Source organism: Roseiarcus sp. (assembly GCF_052145395.1).
In the GTDB taxonomy this organism is placed as follows: domain Bacteria; phylum Pseudomonadota; class Alphaproteobacteria; order Rhizobiales; family Beijerinckiaceae; genus Roseiarcus.
The window spans coordinates 1-16,345 of record NZ_JBKQOT010000005.1 but is presented as its reverse complement, the minus strand read 5'-3'; the positions used below and the strand labels follow the sequence as shown (position 1 = coordinate 16,345).

13 protein-coding genes and 1 pseudogene are annotated in these 16,345 nt (G+C 68.0%); 8 read left to right on the top strand and 6 right to left on the bottom strand.

Features of this window, described 5'->3' with window-relative positions; genetic code table 11:
- The first annotated feature begins 447 nt into the window (after nt 1-447).
- From ACLP25_RS00240 to ACLP25_RS00225, 4 genes are all read left to right on the top strand, one after another.
- Complete coding sequence (locus ACLP25_RS00240) at nt 448-768, top strand: antibiotic biosynthesis monooxygenase family protein (RefSeq protein WP_442467243.1); 321 nt, start codon at nt 448-450, stop codon at nt 766-768.
- A 140-nt stretch (nt 769-908) separates the two neighbouring features.
- The gene (gene mdlC / locus ACLP25_RS00235; RefSeq protein WP_442467242.1) at nt 909-2,507 is read left to right on the top strand and encodes a benzoylformate decarboxylase; all 1,599 of its coding nucleotides are present in this window, start codon (nt 909-911) and stop codon (nt 2,505-2,507) included.
- 548 nt (nt 2,508-3,055) lie between these two features.
- A complete protein-coding gene (locus ACLP25_RS00230; RefSeq protein ID WP_442467241.1) occupies nt 3,056-3,931 on the top strand; it encodes an SDR family oxidoreductase in 876 nt (291 codons plus the stop codon).
- A gap of 128 nt (nt 3,932-4,059) precedes the next feature.
- Nucleotides 4,060-4,431 carry a hypothetical protein gene (locus tag ACLP25_RS00225; protein WP_442467240.1) on the top strand — a complete coding sequence of 124 codons (372 nt, stop codon included), beginning with the start codon at nt 4,060-4,062 and terminating at the stop codon, nt 4,429-4,431.
- Between the two features lie 13 nt (nt 4,432-4,444).
- Here the strand turns inward: ACLP25_RS00225 and ACLP25_RS00220 are convergent, their stop codons facing one another.
- On the bottom strand, nt 4,445-5,173 hold the full coding sequence (locus ACLP25_RS00220; RefSeq protein ID WP_442467239.1) for a CBS domain-containing protein: 729 nt from the start codon (nt 5,171-5,173) through the stop codon (nt 4,445-4,447).
- A 119-nt stretch (nt 5,174-5,292) separates the two neighbouring features.
- On the opposite strand from ACLP25_RS00220, the gene ACLP25_RS00215 reads away from it, so the two are divergent.
- Nucleotides 5,293-6,285: an asparaginase gene (locus ACLP25_RS00215; protein WP_442467238.1), complete on the top strand. Its 993-nt coding sequence runs from the start codon at nt 5,293-5,295 to the stop codon at nt 6,283-6,285.
- 114 nt (nt 6,286-6,399) lie between these two features.
- Here the strand turns inward: ACLP25_RS00215 and ACLP25_RS00210 are convergent, their stop codons facing one another.
- Nucleotides 6,400-7,224 carry an AMP-binding protein gene (locus ACLP25_RS00210; RefSeq protein ID WP_442467237.1) on the bottom strand — a complete coding sequence of 275 codons (825 nt, stop codon included), beginning with the start codon at nt 7,222-7,224 and terminating at the stop codon, nt 6,400-6,402.
- Nucleotides 7,221-8,111, bottom strand: a complete 891-nt coding sequence (locus tag ACLP25_RS00205; RefSeq protein WP_442467236.1) for an AMP-binding protein — start codon at nt 8,109-8,111, stop codon at nt 7,221-7,223. Before ACLP25_RS00205 ends, ACLP25_RS00210 begins: the two co-directional genes overlap by 4 nt.
- Nucleotides 8,112-8,233: 122 nt before the next feature.
- Between ACLP25_RS00205 and ACLP25_RS00200 the strand changes: the two genes are divergently transcribed.
- Both ACLP25_RS00200 and ACLP25_RS00195 read left to right on the top strand, forming a co-directional pair.
- Nucleotides 8,234-11,536 (top strand): carboxyl transferase domain-containing protein, encoded by a 3,303-nt coding sequence (locus ACLP25_RS00200; protein WP_442467235.1) that lies wholly within the window; start codon nt 8,234-8,236, stop codon nt 11,534-11,536.
- A gap of 27 nt (nt 11,537-11,563) precedes the next feature.
- Nucleotides 11,564-12,388: an ankyrin repeat domain-containing protein gene (locus ACLP25_RS00195; RefSeq protein WP_442467234.1), complete on the top strand. Its 825-nt coding sequence runs from the start codon at nt 11,564-11,566 to the stop codon at nt 12,386-12,388.
- A 10-nt stretch (nt 12,389-12,398) separates the two neighbouring features.
- On the opposite strand, the gene ACLP25_RS00190 is transcribed toward ACLP25_RS00195, so the two are convergent.
- The 3 genes from ACLP25_RS00190 to ACLP25_RS00180 form a co-directional block, all read right to left on the bottom strand.
- The gene (locus ACLP25_RS00190) at nt 12,399-12,959 is read right to left on the bottom strand and encodes a c-type cytochrome (protein WP_442467233.1); all 561 of its coding nucleotides are present in this window, start codon (nt 12,957-12,959) and stop codon (nt 12,399-12,401) included.
- 119 nt (nt 12,960-13,078) lie between these two features.
- On the bottom strand, nt 13,079-14,827 hold the full coding sequence (locus ACLP25_RS00185) for a pyrroloquinoline quinone-dependent dehydrogenase (protein ID WP_442467232.1): 1,749 nt from the start codon (nt 14,825-14,827) through the stop codon (nt 13,079-13,081).
- 88 nt (nt 14,828-14,915) lie between these two features.
- On the bottom strand, nt 14,916-15,965 hold the full coding sequence (locus tag ACLP25_RS00180) for a COX15/CtaA family protein (protein ID WP_442467231.1): 1,050 nt from the start codon (nt 15,963-15,965) through the stop codon (nt 14,916-14,918).
- A gap of 139 nt (nt 15,966-16,104) precedes the next feature.
- Between ACLP25_RS00180 and ACLP25_RS00175 the strand changes: the two are divergent.
- A pseudogene (locus tag ACLP25_RS00175) lies at nt 16,105-16,345 on the top strand (hypothetical protein); the annotation flags it as partial.

Below are 16,345 nucleotides of genomic sequence, written 5' to 3'. Positions count from 1 at the left end.
GTCGGGCGGCGGCTCTCAGTACGAGATTTCCCACGCGTCTCAGCGGAAAATTCTGACCATGCCTTTTCGCCGTCCGATCAAGACCGTATATCCGGAAGCTCGTACGGTTCATCGACGCCGTGAGTGACGTGAATACGCAAAGTCGACTACGTCGTCGTGATCGAATCGATGTCCGAGGAAGACGGCGGCGGGTTCCTTGCGACTGTTCCTGACCTTCGTCGAGGACGCGATCTCATGCCTTGAAGAAGCTAAAGCGCTCGGCCGCGTGAGACCCGAGCCACGGGCGGCGGTTCGGATAGCTTGAGCGACGCCGTACGGCGTGCAGGGTTCTCTTGCCCGACCGCGTTCTGACCGCCGCGCGCGGACTTATCATCTCTGCGCCGCAATTCGCCGAGACGCCGCACGGGAGCTAAGCTGCGGAGAAGGATCGAGACGGAGGGATCGTCCATGATTGTCGTCGTCTTCCGCGCGCACCGCACCGAGGCCGGCCTCGGCGAGGACTATCTGACCGCGCTGAAGCGGATGGAGGAGCTTGCGGTGAAGATGCCGGGCTACGTCTCGCACAAGGCGTATGTCGCTGAGGACGGCGAGCGCCTGACCCTGTTCGAATGGGAATCGGCCGAGACGCTCCGCGCCTGGGCGGCCCACCCGGAGCACGTCCTCACCAAGCAGCTCGGCAGGGAGCGCTTCTACGAGGACTATCATCTCCAGGTCTGCGAGGTCGTGCGGGAGTCTCGCTTCGCGCGCGAGGGTGACGCCGCTCCGTAATTGAGTCTTCCATCGGGGGATAAGGGCTTCGCAGAGGCTGGCCTCTGCGGCCATGACGCGGTGTTTCCGCGAGGGCTGAGAAGGGCTGAAATCTGCTACACTCCACGCGCGGTCAAAGCGCCGCCGGCCAAGGGGGAATCATGCGCACCGTTCGAGAGATCACTTTCGACCTTTTCAGAAAGCTCGGCCTGACGACGGTCGTCGGCAATCCCGGCTCCACCGAGGAGCCGTTCCTCGCCGATTTTCCGTCCGATTTCGACTATGTGCTGGCTCTGCAGGAGACGAGCGCCGTCGCCGTCGCCGACGGGCTTTCCCAGAGCCTGCGGCGTCCCGTTCTGGTCAACCTCCATACCGGGGCGGGAACCGGCAACGCGATGGGCGCCATCGTCACGGCGTATCTCAACAAGACGCCGCTGATCATCACCGCAGGGCAGCAGACCCGGGAAATGCTGCTGATCGAGCCGCTGCTGACCAATATCGACGCGACCCTCATGGCCCGCCCCTGGGTCAAATGGAGCTACGAGCCTGCACGCGCCGAAGACGTGCCGGCGGCCTTCATGCGCGCCCATGCGACGGCCATCCAGCCGCCGGCGGGGCCGGTCTACCTGTCGCTTCCCCTCGACGACTGGGAGAAGCGCATGGCTGAGGTCGACATTTTCCGCACCGTCGCCGCGCGGCAGGGACCGGATCCTTCGCGTATCCGGGAGTTTGCGCAACGGATCGACGGGAGCCGGAACCCGGTTCTCGTGTACGGCTCGGACATCGCGCGCAGCGAGGCCTGGAACGCCGGGATCGCGTTTGCCGAAAAGCTCGGCGCCCCGGTCTGGACCGCGCCCTTTGCGGAGCGCACCCCGTTCCCGGAGACCCATCCGCAATTCAAAGGCGCGCTCGCGCCGGCCATCGGCCCGTTGTCTCAGCAACTCGCCGGACACGACCTCGTGGTGGTCGTCGGCGCGCAGGTGTTCCGCTACTACCCGTTCGTGCCCGGCTCCTACCTTCCGGCCGGCGCGTCGCTTCTTCATATCACCGACGACCCGTCGGTCGCGGCCAAGGCGGCGGTCGGCGACAGCCTGGTTAGCGACGCGTCTCTGGCGCTCGCAGAGCTTACGCACCGCATCGTCGAGCGGTCCGCTTCCGGCCCGTTGCGCGCGCCGCCCGCCAAGACCGACCGAGCGGCGAGGCCTATGCTTCCGCACGCGGTCCTGGAGACGCTTCGCGAGAACACGCCCGACGACTTCGTGCTAGTCGAGGAGGCGCCGTCGATCGTCGCCGATATGCAGGACGTGTTCCGCATCGACCGTCCGGACTGCTTCTACACCTTCGCCTCCGGCGGGCTCGGCTGGGACCTGCCCGCGGCGGTCGGACTGGCGCTCGGGGAGCAGCGCTCCGGACGCAATCGCGCGGTCGTCGCGTTGGTGGGCGACGGGTCGTTCCAGTATTCGCTCCAGGCGCTCTACACCGGGATTCAGCGGAAGGCGCGGCTCGTCGTTGTCGTGTTCGACAATCAGGAGTACGGCATTCTCAAGGAATTCGCCGAGCTCGAGAAGACGCCGAATGTGCCGGGACTGGACCTTCCGGGGATCGACATCGTTGCTCTGAGCCGCGGCTATGGCGCGGCAAGCAGCCGCCCCGAGACGCTCGACGAGCTCGCCGCCGCCTATCGCGCCGCCCTCGCCGTCGAGGGCGTCACCGTGCTCGTCGTCCCGATCACCCGGAAACTGAAGCCGCTGATTGGGTAGGGCCCTCTTCGGCCTCGGCTATTGCGCCGAGGCCTTCGCCGGAACGATGCCGAAGAGGAAGGAACGCACCGATCCGGCGCGTTACGCCTCGCTCCAGGCGGCCGATTCGATATCTGACGCAAGCGGCCCGCACACGCGCCGCGGCCGGACGCCGAAGGGCCCGCAGTCCATGAGGGCCCAGTTTCCGTCGGTCAGCTCGCGCGAGGCGATCGTATTGGACGCCGTCTCCGGTGTCTTGGCAGACAGGCATTTAAGCGCGTCGTTGGCGTGTTCCATGGTTTCGTCTCTCGATTGTAGGACGCTCCCTTTACTGAGTATCGTTAAGCAGGTTTGATGCGGCGCTGCCGACGGAGTTTGCTCCGGTCTGTTCATTGGCCGCCTCGTCGGGCGACAACGAGTCGACGCATTATACCTTCTGAGGTGACAATCAGTAGCACGCAAAAATTGACATGATGTGACGGCCGATTAGGGGCCGCCAATGCGGCCGTTCGGGTTCGGGAACGACGAGTCGCTGTTTGGACCCTGTCGGCGGGATAGACGAGAAAGCGATGGGATTAAGACTCTTCTTCTTCGGCCTCGGCTATTCGGCCGGGGCCCTGATCCGGCGGACGCCCGCAATCGAGCCGAGCGGCACGGCGCGCTTGGACGAGCGCGTGGCTCAATTGCGCGCCGCCGGCGTCGAAGCCTACACCTTCGACGGGACGCGTGCAGATCCCGGCCTCGAGGCGGCCCTTCAGCGGGCCAAGGCGATCGTCGTGTCCATTCCGCCCCGGGGCGGCCAGGGGCCGCTCGACCGTTACGCCGAGGCGATCGCCGCGGCGCAAAACCTTTCCCGCATCGTCTATTTCTCGACTGTCGGCGTCTATGGCGAGCACGGCGGCGGGTGGGTCGACGAAACGGCGGCGACATTGACCCGGTCCGAGCGTGGGCTGGCGCGTCTCGCCGACGAGGCGCGCTGGACGGAAGCGGGCAGGACGCGGGGAATCGCCGTCGACATCTTGCGCCTGCCGGGCATTTACGGCCCAGGACGCAATGCCCTGGACAAGCTCAGGCGCGGCGAGGCGCGGCGGATCGTCAAGCCGAACCATGTCGTCAACCGCGCCCACGTCGACGACATCGCCGAGGCCGCGCGGCTCGTCCTGTCGCGGGGCTTGCCGGGGCAGATCTGGAACGTCGCCGACGACGAGCCCGCCCCGCCGCAGGACGTGATCGCCTATGCCGCCGGGCTTCTCGGCGTTCCGGCCCCGCCCGAGGAGCCGTTCGACACCTCGGCGCTTTCGCCGATGGCGGCGAGCTTCTTCGCCGAGGAAAAGCGCGTATCGAACGCAAAGGCCAAGGCTCTGCTCGGCTTCACGCCAGCCTTTCCGAGCTACCGCGAGGGGCTGAGCGCGCTGTACGAGGCGGGGGAGGGGCGCAGCGTGTGACCCCGCGGTCGGCGCGCGAGCGGCGAGAGTCGGCGAGAGCGGGGCGATTTGCCGGCGGCCATCCGCCGCGGTAAGCTCGAGGGAGCGCCAGGCGCGCGCATCGGCTTCGCCCGGCCACGGAGGGGGATATGTTCCGCAAACGGCTTGCGTCTCTTGCTCTTGCCGCGGGACTCGCCGTCTCGCTCGCCGGCTGTTACCAGCCTGTCGCCTATACCGGCCCCGGCCCCGATTACGGCGGGGTCGCTCCGTATTATGGCGGCGGCTATTACGGCGGAGTCGCTCCGTATTATAGCGGCGGCTATTACGGCGGAGTCGCGGTCGGCGGCCCCGTGTACGCCGGCGGTTATTACGGCGGCTATGGCGGCTCCGCCTGGCGCACCGGCTACTACCACGGCGGCGGTTATTATCACGGCGGTTACCGCGGGGGCGTCTACGCCCGCGGGGCCGGCTACCGCCGCTACGGTGGGGGCTACCACGGGGGAGCGGTCATCAGGCGCTGAGCCGAGGCGCCCCTCAAGGTTTCCTTTCCGCGCCTTCCTCCTCTTCGGATGGCAGGTAGATCCCGGAGTTCGGCTCGATCCAGCACATCCGGTCGTGGACCTCGGTCGCGCCCGGAGTGTTCTCGGCGATGACCTTGAGGCCGGGGCGCAAGCGCTCGTCGGTAATCGCCCCATCGAAGGTCACCACCCCGTTCTGCACCTCGACGCGAACGCTCGCCCGCGGCGCCCAGCCGAACTTGTCCAGTTCGGCCTCGATCGCCGCCTTGATCTCGGCGTCCGGGTGCTTGCCGTCCGCCTTGGGCAGCGACGCGACCAGCGCCTTGAGCAGGTCGGCGCGCGAGATGATCCCCACCGCCGCCTCTCCGCGCAGAACCGGCAACCTCTTGACCCCATAGCGCAGCATCAGGTCGACAGCGACGCTGAGCTCGGCGTCCTCGGAGATGGTCACCAGCTTCCGCGTCATGATCTCGCCGATCCTGCGTCCGTGGCTGTGGGCGTAGGATTCGGCGAGGCGGCCGCCGCTCAGCAGAGCCTCGAGCCAACGCGGGCGCTTCCGGTCGGCGCCAAGTTCGCTGCGGCGCATGAGATCGCCCTCGCTGAGCACTCCGACCAGCGCGTTCTCAGCGTCGTGGACGAGGACAGCGCTGATCCGGGCCTTCAACAGCGTCTCCGCCGCTTCGGCCAGCGTCGCCGTGTCCGGCAGGCCGATCGCGCCATAGGTCATCACGTCTCGAACGCGCATTATTGGCCTCGCTCAATCTCGGCTTGAGTAGCGGAGGCGACGGGCTGTAGGCAAGGAGCGGAAGGGGGCGGCCTCTGCGACCAATCGCCCCCGTGGCCAGACTTTCCCGGAGCGACCGCTTGACCGATCCCATTGTCGTCGAGGTCTTGCGAGGCGATCGGGTCGAGTCGGCCCATCGCGGCGCAGGCGCGGTCGTCGACGCCGGCGGGCGGGTCGCGCTCGCCTTTGGCGACATCGACCGGCCCGTCTATCCCCGTTCCGCGGTGAAGGCCTTCCAGGCCCTGCCGCTGATCGAGGGCGGCGCGGCCGACCGGCTCAGCCTGACGGACGTCGAAATTGCGCTCGCCTGCGCTTCGCATTCCGGCGAAAATGAGCATGTCGCTCTGGTGAGCGGGATGCTCGCCAAGGCTGGACGCGACGCGGGCGCGCTCGAATGCGGGGCGCACTGGCCGCTCGGCGACTCCGCGGCGCGGGCGCTCGCGCGCTCGGGGAGAGATCCATCGGCCCTGCACAACAACTGCTCGGGCAAGCACGCGGGCTTCGTCTGCCTTGCCTGTGCGGAAGGCGTCGATCCGGAGGGCTACGTGTCGCCCGATCACCGCGTCCAGAACGCCGTCACGGAGGCGCTGTCCGCAGTGACCGGGGCGCGGCTCGGCCCGGAAAACCGCGCCGTCGACGGCTGCTCGATCCCGGCTTTCGCCATCCCCCTCCGGGCGCTGGCCTTGGGGTTCGCGCGCTTTGCGACCGGGCAGGGGCTGCCGCCGGAACGCGCGCGGGCGGCGGCCCGCATCCGCGCGGCGGTCGCCGCAAACCCTTGGGCGGTTGCCGGACGGGGACGGTTCGACACCGAAGTGATGACGGTTCTGGGCGCGCGCGCCTTCACCAAGACCGGCGCCGAAGGCCTCTTCTGCGCCGCGCTGCCGGAGCTTGGGCTCGGGATCGCGGTCAAGGCCGAGGACGGCGCGGGCCGCGCCGCGCAGGTCATGATCGCCGCGCTCCTAGGTCGTTTCGGCGGCTTCGGCGAGGCGCTCGACCGCTTAGCCGCACCGGCGCTCCTCAACTGGAACGGCCTGCCTGTCGGCGCCCTTCGCCCGGCCGGGCCGCTCGCTTAAGGGGCGGACTAGCAAACGAAGCGGGTAGGTTGGCGAGCCTCCCCTAGCGCGACGGAGGAGCCCGTGGGATCCGAGACCAAACGCTCCTGCAATCCGCTCTCGCACCCGCCGCCCTCACAAGAGCTTCGCCAGCTCCTCCTTCTTCACCTTGCCGGTCGCGGTCATCGGCAGGGCGTCGACGATGCGCACCTCGGGCGCCTTGTAGACGGCCATATTTTCCCGGCACCAGGCCTGAAGCTCCGCCTGCCCCAAACTCCCGCGCGCCTTTTCGTGAAGCAGCACGAAGGCGACCGGGACTTGCCCGCGCTCCTGATCCTCGCGGCCGATCACGCCCGAGCCGACGATCGCCGGGTGCTGGCCGAGCATCGCCTCGATCTCGGCCGGGAACACGCTCATGCCGTTGACCTTCAGCATCTCCTTGCGTCGTCCGAGGAAGTGGATGAACCCGTCCGGGTCGATGAGCCCGATGTCGCCGGTGTGCAGCCAGCCGTCGCGGAGCGCCTCGGCGGTGGCGTCCGTCCTGTTCCAGTAGCCCTTGAGCAGGGACGGGGAGCGGACGCAAAGCTCGCCCTCCTCGCCGAGCGGCTTTAGGGCGCCGTCAGCGAAGTCGCAGATCTTGAACTCCGTGCCGGGCACGGGCAGGCCGACGAAGATTGGCTGCGACTTCAGGTCGAGGTCGTCGTCCTGAAGGCCGGTTGTGAACGTGTCGCAGGTGTGCGTCTCGGTCATGCCCCAGGCGGCCTCGATGAGCGTTGTCCCGGTCAGCTCACGCCAGCGCTGGCGGTAAGGGATGTTGAGCTTTTTCACGAACGAGGAGCAGCGGACCTGCTCGAGCGAAGTGAGGTCGAATTCTCCGACGCGCGGGTGGTCCATGACCTCCACCGCGTTGTCGACAAGCAGCGTCGCAACGGTGACCTTGTAGGTCTCGATCGCGATCATGAAGGCGACCCGACCGGGTCCCAGCGCGCGAGCAGGACATAGGTCGCGCCGGAGAAGATCGGGAAGATCACGCCCATGTCTTCGCCCGCAATCCAGAAGACGGGATAGAAGTTAAGCCCGACGTCGTCCGGCTCGAGGACGATCGCGGCCGCGCAGGTCGTGGCCGCCGTATAGATCATGTCGCGCTGCGTATGGACGCAGCCCTTCGGCATGCCGGTCGTTCCGCCGGTGTAGTTGAGTGCGGCGACGTCATCGAGGCCAACGGTCACGGCGGGCGGCGTCGTCGTCATGTCTGCGAGCGCGGGCAAAAAGTCGATCGCGCCCGCGCAGGGCTTCGGCGGGGCGTCCAGGCCCAGGGGCAGGGGGATGGTCGGCGCTTCGGGCAGCAACGCGCCGGCGGACGTGACCAGGATCGTCTCGACGGACGTCTTATCCTTCACCTCTGCGAGAAGCGGAAAGAGCGCGTCGAGCGCGACCACCACCCTCGCTTGCGTGTCATTCAGCTCGTAGATGAGCTCCTGCGCCTTGAAGAGCGGGTTCACCGGGACGTGAATCGCGCCGATCTTGAGAATGCCGAAGAAGGCGACATGGAACTGCGGGCAGTTCGGCAGAAAGACCGCCACCCGATCACCCTTGACCACGCGATGGGCGTGCAGCCAGGCGGCGAAGGCGTCGGAAAGGCGGTCGAGCTGGCCGTATGAAACATCCCGCCCGTAGAAGATCAGCGCCGCCTTGTCTGGCGTCCGGCGCGCGCGTTCACGCAAGATTTCGGTGAGCGGGATCTCGCCGAGCGGATAGACCGGCTCGCGAGGCGCGTCCTTCGGCCAGTTGCGGCGCCAAAGCGCGCGAAGCGTGGCGAGATAAGCGGCTTCTTCGGCGGCGGACATGCGACCCTCGTCTTGGCGTTTCCCTGTCATCGAGCTTAGCACATTGGTTCATATGGGACCGATTCGACGTCTGTGCGCAGCGCGGTCACAATCATGGGACTCCTTCCGAGGTTCTCGCCCTCATGTCCGACGCCCCCTTCCGCAAATTGCTGATCGCCAATCGCGGCGAGGTCGCCGTGCGCATCGCTCGCGCCGCGGCCGATCTTCAGATCGCCAGCGTCGCGATCTATTCCGAGGACGACGCCGCCTCGCTCCATCTGCGCAAGGCGGACGAAGCCCATGCGCTCGGCCGGGCAGGGGTCGCGGCCTATCTCGACGGCGCGCGCATCGTCGCGCTCGCTAAGGCAACCGGCTGCGACGCGATCCATCCCGGCTACGGCTTTCTCGCCGAGAATGCCGGCTTCGCCCGCGCCGTCGCTGCGGCCGGGATAACGTTCATCGGAGCGTCGCCCGAAGCGCTCGATATGTTCGGCGACAAGCTCCGCGCGAGGGACGCCGCCGCGCGGGCAGGCGCGCCGGTCATCGAGGGCGCTGCGGTCCGCAGCGTCGAGGCGGCGCGGGCGTTTTTCATGGGCGTGCGCGCGCCGATCCTGCTCAAGGCCGTGGCCGGCGGCGGGGGCCGCGGCATGCGCTCCGTCCGCAGTGAAGCCGAGATCGCCGAAGCCTTCGCTCGTTGCCAGTCGGAGGCGGCGAACGCGTTCGGCGACGGATCGCTGTACGCGGAGCGCCTGATCGAAAGCGCCCGGCACATTGAGGTCCAGATTCTGGGCGACCGGCGCGGCGGGATCACCCATTTCGGCGAGCGGGAGTGCACGATCCAGCGTCGCAGCCAGAAGCTGATCGAGGTCGCGCCGAGCCCCTCGCTCAACGCCGACTTGCGCGAGCGCATCGTGACGGCGGCGATGCGGATCGCGCGCGCGGCCTCCTACGACAGCCTCGGCACGTTCGAGTTCTTGGTCGATGCGGCGGACCGAGGCGACGACGCGGGGTTCGCCTTCATCGAGGCGAATCCCCGGCTGCAGGTGGAGCACACCGTCACCGAGGAAGTTTTTGGCGTCGATCTGGCAGCGGCCCAGATTTGCGTCGCCGCCGGCGCGAGTCTCGCCGAACTCGGGCTCGACGCGCCGCGCGCGCCCCGTGGCTATGCGATCCAGGCGCGGGTCAATCTCGAAACCATGACGCCGGCCGGCGGGGTCCTGCCGAGCGGCGGGCGCATCGCCGCGTTCGACCTTCCTTCCGGCCCCGGCGTGCGCGTCGACACCTTCGGCTATTCTGGCTATCGCACGGTCCCCGCGTTCGATTCGCTGATCGCCAAGGTCATTGTCCATTCGCAGTCGCCGGATTTCTCCGCCGCCGCGGGCAGGCTGTCGCGGGCGCTCGGCGAATTCCGCGTTGCCGGCGTCGAGACGAACATTCCCTTTTTGCAGGCGGTGCTGACACACCCCGACTTCGTCGCCAATCGCGTCGACACGCGCTTCATCGAGAGGCGGCTCGGCGATCTCCTGCAAGCGGCGGGCAGGGAGCATCGCGCCCTCTATTACGAGGGGCCCGAGACGGACGCTGGAGACGCCCGCGCGGGCGCGCTCGAAGGTCCGGAGGGGACGGTCGCCGTGGCCGCGCCGCTCCAGGGCACGGTCGTGTCGGTCGACGTTTCGGACGGAGACACGGTGCGCCCGGGCCAGCAGATCGCGGTCCTGGAGGCGATGAAGATGGAGCATCTCGTCGCGGCGCCGGCCGGCGGCGTCGTGCGCGAGACGCGCGCCCGGAAAGGCGACACGCTCTACAAGGACGACGCGATCCTCTTTCTCGAGCCTGCCGACGTCGACAGCGGGACGGCGGCGAAGGCCGAGGCGGCCGATCCCGACGCGATCCGCCCGGACCTCGCCGACATGCTGGCGCGCCAGGCGTTCGGTTTCGACGCGAACCGGCCGAAGGCCGTCGCCAAACGCCGCCAGACGAACCATCGCACGGCGCGCGAGAACATCGCGGCTCTCGTGGACCCCGGCAGCTTCATCGAATACGGCTCGCTCGCCGTTGCGGCGCAGGCGGCGCGCCGTTCGCGCGAGGACCTGATCCGCAACACGCCGGGCGACGGCGTCGTGGCGGGACTCGCGACGGTGAACGGCGATCTCTTCGACGCGGATCGCGCCCGTTGCCTGGTGGTCGCCTACGACTACACCGTGCTCGCCGGCACCCAAGGCGCCCGCAACCACAAGAAGCAGGACCGGCTGTTCCAGCGCGCCGAGAAGCAGCGGCTGCCGATCGTGCTGTTCGCCGAAGGCGGCGGCGGCCGACCGGGCGACACCGAAGGCCTCGGCGTCACCGGCCTCGACGTGCCGACCTTCGCTCAGTTCGCGGCCTTGAGCGGCCTTGCGCCGCTCGTCGGCGTCGCCTCCGGCCGCTGCTTCGCAGGCAACGCCGCCTTGCTTGGCTGCTGCGACGTCGTCATCGCCACCAAGGATTCGAGCATCGGCATGGGCGGCCCGGCGATGATCGAGGGCGGCGGACTGGGCGTCGTGCGCCCGGACGAGGTGGGCCCGATCAGCACGCAGGCCCCAAACGGCGTCGTCGACGTCGTGGCGGAGGACGAGATCGAGGCCGCCGCGGCGGCGAAGAAGTATCTCTCCTACTTCCAGGGCCGTCTGCCGACATGGGCCGCGCCCGACCAGCGCCGCCTTCGCCGCGCGATCCCGGAGAACCGCCTCAGGGTGTACGAGATCCGCACGGTGATCGAGACGCTCGCCGACGAAGGTTCGGTTCTCGAGTTGCGCGCCGCCTTCGGCCTCGGCGTCGTCACCGCTCTCGTGCGGATCGAGGGCCGGCCGCTCGGCCTGATCGCCAACAATCCAAAACACCTCGGCGGGGCGATCGACGCCGATGCGGCCGACAAGGCCGCGCGCTTCCTGCAACTCTGCGACGCCTACGACCTGCCTGTCGTCTCGCTCTGCGACACGCCGGGGTTCATGGTCGGACCGGAAGCAGAAAAGACCGCGCTCGTGCGCCACGTGTGCCGCATGTTCGTGACCGCGGCGAGCCTCACCATCCCCTATTTCACAGTCGTTCTGCGGAAAGGCTACGGGCTCGGCGCGCAGGCGATGGCCGGCGGGGGCTTCCACGCCCAATGCTTCACGGTGTCCTGGCCGACCGGCGAATTCGGCGGCATGGGCCTCGAGGGCGCGGTGCGGCTCGGCTTCCGCAAGGAACTCGAAGCGATCGAGGACGCCGCCGAGCGCGAAAAGCTGTTCCGGACGATGGTGGCGAAGTCCTACGAGACGGGCAAGGCGACCAACATCGCCTCCGTGCTCGAGATCGACCAGGTGATCGATCCCCTGGAGAGCCGGCGCTGGATTCTTCGCGGCCTCGACTCCTGCCCGACGCCGCCGCGGCGCGAGACGCGCAAGCGGCCATGCGTCGATACGTGGTGAAATGCCGCCCGGTCCGGGGGCTCGCGCATGAAGCTGTTCGCGTCATCGATTGTCGTCGCCTCGTCGTTCGTTGCGCTGGCTTTTGCGTCGGGCGCGGCCCGCGCCGCCGATCCGTGCGGAGACCTCGCCCAGGCGGTCGCGACGCTCAAGTCGGACGACCGGTTCCAGGCGGCGGCGGATCTCTTCTCGGCCGCACGGCTCGGCTGCGAGAAGGAGGCCGAGGCGCTTCTCGATCGCGGCGCGGCCATCGACGCCCGCGACCGCGACGGGAAAACGGCGCTGGCGCGGGCCGCGGAGGCGGGCAAGCCGAGGCTCGTCAAGCTCCTTCTCGACCACGGCGCCGATCCCAACGCCCGGGCGGTCGACGGCTCAACGCCGCTCTATCTCGCCGCCCAGGCGGACAGGCCCCAGGCGGTGAGCCTGTTGATCGGCCGCGGTGCCGACCCGAACATTGCCGGTCGCAGCGGCGAGCGGCCGCTCGCAGCCGCCGCCTACAACGGCTCGGCCGATACCGCAGCGTTACTGCTGAAGCACGGCGCCGACCCCAACGCCCTCGACGACGACGGCAAGGGAGCGATGGTCTATGCGGCGGGACGCGCCGACGCGCCGATCGTCGCGTTGCTCATCGCCGCCGGCGTCGACGTCAACCGCCGCTACGGCCACGGCCTCACCGCGCTCATGTGGGCCGCAGGCCACGACACGAGCGCGGGAAGCGCCGACGTCGAGGCGACCCTGAAGCTGCTCATCGAACGCGGCGCCGCACGCGACCTCAAGGACGACCGCGGCCGGGCCGCCGCCGCCATCGCACGCGGTCTCGGGCGTGAGCGCGAAGCGAAGACACTGGAGGAATGAGAGGCGACCGTCACAGTCCGGCGAGATAGGCCGCGATCGCCGAAAGCTGCTCGGGCGTGACCGTGTTCATCAGGTCCAACATGCCGGGATTGTTGGCCCGGGTGCGATTGCGGAAGTCGGTCATGGTCTTGAGCAGGTAGTCGCGCTGCTGCCCTGCAAGGCGTGGCACGGACGAATCGCCCTGGAACTCCTCGAGATGGCAACTCGTGCAGACGACGGACTTGATCGCGACCGCCGCCGCGTCGGCGTCCGCCTTGCTCGCCGCCGGGGCGCCCGTGTTCGGCCACGGCCTTGCCGCGAAATACTCGGCCAGCGCCAGCGCGTCTTCCTTGACGACGTTCTTTGCGACCGCGCTCATGCGCTCGTCCTTGCGCGCGCCCTTCTGGAAATCGCGGAACTGGAGGTAGAGATAGCCGGGGTTCTGGCCCCAAATGATCGGGATCGATTTGTCTTCGGGAACGCCTTTCAGTCCATGACACGCGCCGCAGAGGACCGCTTTCTCGTCGATCGATTCCGGGTCAGCGGCCGCCGAACCGGTGAGAAGCAGGGCGGCAAGCGCGATCCGCATCATCCCGAGCAACCCCCGTTTGACCCCGTGTCCGGCGGCAGTCTGCCTGCCGCGCCGTGGCCCTGTCCAATGAAAAGGCCGCCTCGCTGCGAGACGAGGCGGCCGATGCAAGAACGCGCCGATCAGTCGGTTGTGAAGGCGATGATGGCGTCGCCGCGCTTGAAGTCGATCTGGGTGTTTCCGCCTGCCCCGACGACGACGTACTGCTTGCCGCCGACGGTGTAGGAGGACGGCGGCGCGTTGACGCCGGCGCCCGCCTGGAACTGCCACAAGAGATTGCCGTTCGAGGAGTTGAAGGCCTTGAACGCGCCGTTGCCCTCGCCGGTGAAGACGAGGCCGCCCGCCGTGGCGAGAATTCCCCCGATCATCGGCTGCGGCGTCTTCACCTGCCAGGCGATCTTCCCGGTGTTGTAGTCGACCGCCGTCACGTTGCCGGTCTGGACGCCGCCCGGCACGTTGGTGAACGCGCCGTCGAGCCAGAGCTTGCCGTCGGGATAGGGCGAGCTCGCGACCGTGTAGGTCATCTCCTGCTCGAGGTTGATCGCATAGGCGAGCCCATGGTTCGGGTCGGTCGCCATCGGCGACCACTCCACGCCCCCGTTCGCGCCCGGGAACATGCGGGCGGACTTGGGATCGAGCGGCTGGGTCGGACTGGGGAGCGTCCAGCGGTCCTTCTGCGACACCATGGGCTCGGAGAAGCGGATGAGGCTGCAGTCCTTGCGGTTGTGGACGTAGACGTAGCCGTAGCCGGTCTTGCCCGCGTGCAGCACGGCCGGACGCACATGGCCGGACTTGTCGCGCGCGTTGACCAGCACCGTGGGGCTCACGGCGTCGAGGTCCCACACGTCATGCGGGACGTATTGGAAGTGGCAGACGTACTTGCCTGTATCCAGGTCCACGGACACGAGCGAGTCGGTGTAGAGGTTGTCGCCCGGACGGATCGCGCCGTCGAGGTCGGGCAAGGGGTTGCCGACGACGAAGTAGATGCGGTTCGCCGCCTCGTCCACGGACGGATTCTGCCACACGCCGCCGCCGAGGGTCTTGTACGGGTCGCCGTTTTTGGCGAGGGAGTCTTTCTCCGCGGCGATGTCGCGGTGCTCGTCCCTCCCGGTCGCGTCCGTTGTCGCCCAGACACCGACCGAGTTTTCCGGGATCGTATCGAAGGTCCACAAGAGCTTCCCGTCGTTGGCGTCGTAGGCTTTGACGAAGCCGCGGATGCCGTATTCGCCGCCGTTGGTGCCGATGAGAATCTTGCCCTTGACCGCGGTCGGGGCCATCGTCTCGCTGTAGCCCTTCTCCGGATCGCCGACGTCCTGGCTCCACACCACCGAGCCGGTCTTGGCGTCGAGCGCAACGAGCTTGGCGTCGAGGGTGCCGACGTAGACTTTGTCGTTGTAGACGGCCACGCCGCGGTTGTTCGGGCCGCAGCAGAAGGTCGTGACCGGACCGAGCTTCGGCTTGAAGTGCCAGATTTCTGCGCCCGTCCTGGCGTCGAGCGCATAGACGTGGCTGAACGACGTCGTGACGTACATCACCCCATCGACGACGATCGGCGACGTCTCGAGCGATTCCTTGACCTCGGTCTGGAAAACCCACGCGGGACGCAGGCGCCCGACGTTGCCCCGGTTGATCTGCGCGTTCGGATAGAAGCGCGTCTGCTCGTAGTTCCCGTTGGTGAGAAGAAAGTTCGAGCCGTCATGAGCGGCGTTGTCGAGTTGCGCCTGAGTGACCGGCTTCGCGGTGGCCATGCCGGCCATCGCGCCCCCGGCCGCATTCTTGATTTCCTGCTGAGCAGCCGCCGGCCCGGCGCTCAAGAAAGCCGCGGCGCAAATCGATCCAAGCAAAAAGGTACTGTTGACGACTTTGGTCATCGGCGAGTCCTCCCTGACCACGACAGATTGACCGGAGACCGCTGAATTGTCACGCGGATTTGCGAAGCCGACTCCTACCTTTGTGCGGTCAACCGGACTCCCCTCGCGTCGCGCTCCAGTGGGCGGCCGCGAGGCCGAACAGGACGAGCGCGACCGCCTGATGGGCGAGCGCGAGCGGGACGGGCGCGAGGAAAAGCAGCGTCGCCACGCCGAGAGCGACCTGAAGCGAGGCGACGGCGGCCAGCGCGACCGCACGTCGGGCGAGGGGCCGTGGGCCAGGGCGAAGGGCGGCGAGCGCCTGGGCCAGGGCGAAGGCGAGCACGGCATAGGCGACGAGTCGGTGGTCGAATTGCGCCGTCGCCGGATCGTTCAGTGGCGCGTCGCCCGCGTTGAAGGCTTCCGCGGGCAGAAAGCTCGGCCCCATCAGCGGCCACGTATTGTAGATGAGCCCCGAGCGGAGCCCCGCGACCAGCGCGCCGAGGCCGAGCTGGACGTAGACAAGGATCGCAAAGACCGCCCCGGCGGTTGCAAAGCCGCGACGGCAGGCGGCGCGCTTCCGCTCGCTCAAGCCCACCGCGGCGTAGATCAGCGTTCCGAACACCCCGGCCGCGATCAGCAAATGGAGGGCGAGACGCTCCTGCGCGACCTCGGTTCGTTCGCTGAGGCCGGACGACACCATCCACCAGCCGACGATCGGCTCGAGCGCGAGCAGCGCGGTTGCGAACGCGATCTGCCGCCCGAGCGCTCCCTTGAACGCCCCGCGCGCCCAGAACCACAATGCTGGCAGGATGTAGACCAGGCCGACGATCCGCGCGAGCAACCGATGGCTCCATTCCCACCAGAATATGGTCTTGAAGCCGTCGAGCGTCATATCCGGGTTGAGCTCAGCGTATTGCGGAATCTGCTTGTAGCGGTCGAATTCCGCCTGCCAATCGGCCGCCGAAAGCGGCGGCAAGACGCCCGTGACGGGTTTCCATTGGGTGATCGAGAGGCCCGATTCGGTCAGGCGCGTCGCGCCTCCGACCAGCACCATAGCGAACACCAGTCCCGCCAAAGCGAATAGCCACACGCGGACGCCCGCGCGGGACTGCGCGAGCGTCCGTTCGGGTTTCGCGCTGAGCGCATCGATCGAGGCCATACGATTTTTCGATTCGAGACGGGCGGACTCTTCGCCCGCCGTCCTCATCCGCGCAAGCCCCTTAACAGCCCGTTGACGAAGTCTGGAACTGCTGATTCCCTGCTGTTGAGGTGCTTCGGCAGGGTGATCGGCGATGGCGATGGGGCGGGCTGAGGGGGTTCAGGGCGACCTGATGGCGACGTGGGCGGAGCTGCCGCGCTCGCCGGGACACGCCTTCTACGACCGGCTGCAGGAACTGCTGCGGGAGGCCGGGTTCGACGCGTTCGTGGAAGGGGTGTGCAAGCCCTACTACGCGCCGAGGATGGGCGCACCGTCGCTGCCGCCGGGGCGGTATTTCCGCATGCACATGATCGGCTATTTCGAGGGGATCGACAGCGAGC

Bases quoted from the DNA above. Each gene is read 5' to 3' on its own strand.
- ACLP25_RS00190 (WP_442467233.1), bottom strand. From the start codon at position 12,959: ATGATGCGGATCGCGCTTGCCGCCCTGCTTCTCACCGGTTCGGCGGCC.
- ACLP25_RS00195 (WP_442467234.1), top strand. From the start codon at position 11,564: ATGAAGCTGTTCGCGTCATCGATTGTCGTCGCCTCGTCGTTCGTTGCG.
- ACLP25_RS00185 (WP_442467232.1), bottom strand. From the start codon at position 14,827: ATGACCAAAGTCGTCAACAGTACCTTTTTGCTTGGATCGATTTGCGCC.
- ACLP25_RS00225 (WP_442467240.1), top strand. From the start codon at position 4,060: ATGTTCCGCAAACGGCTTGCGTCTCTTGCTCTTGCCGCGGGACTCGCC.
- ACLP25_RS00240 (WP_442467243.1), top strand. From the start codon at position 448: ATGATTGTCGTCGTCTTCCGCGCGCACCGCACCGAGGCCGGCCTCGGC.
- ACLP25_RS00180 (WP_442467231.1), bottom strand. From the start codon at position 15,965: ATGGCCTCGATCGATGCGCTCAGCGCGAAACCCGAACGGACGCTCGCG.
- mdlC (WP_442467242.1), top strand. From the start codon at position 909: ATGCGCACCGTTCGAGAGATCACTTTCGACCTTTTCAGAAAGCTCGGC.
- ACLP25_RS00210 (WP_442467237.1), bottom strand. From the start codon at position 7,224: ATGATCGCGATCGAGACCTACAAGGTCACCGTTGCGACGCTGCTTGTC.
- ACLP25_RS00230 (WP_442467241.1), top strand. From the start codon at position 3,056: ATGGGATTAAGACTCTTCTTCTTCGGCCTCGGCTATTCGGCCGGGGCC.
- ACLP25_RS00200 (WP_442467235.1), top strand. From the start codon at position 8,234: ATGTCCGACGCCCCCTTCCGCAAATTGCTGATCGCCAATCGCGGCGAG.
- ACLP25_RS00205 (WP_442467236.1), bottom strand. From the start codon at position 8,111: ATGTCCGCCGCCGAAGAAGCCGCTTATCTCGCCACGCTTCGCGCGCTT.
- ACLP25_RS00220 (WP_442467239.1), bottom strand. From the start codon at position 5,173: ATGCGCGTTCGAGACGTGATGACCTATGGCGCGATCGGCCTGCCGGAC.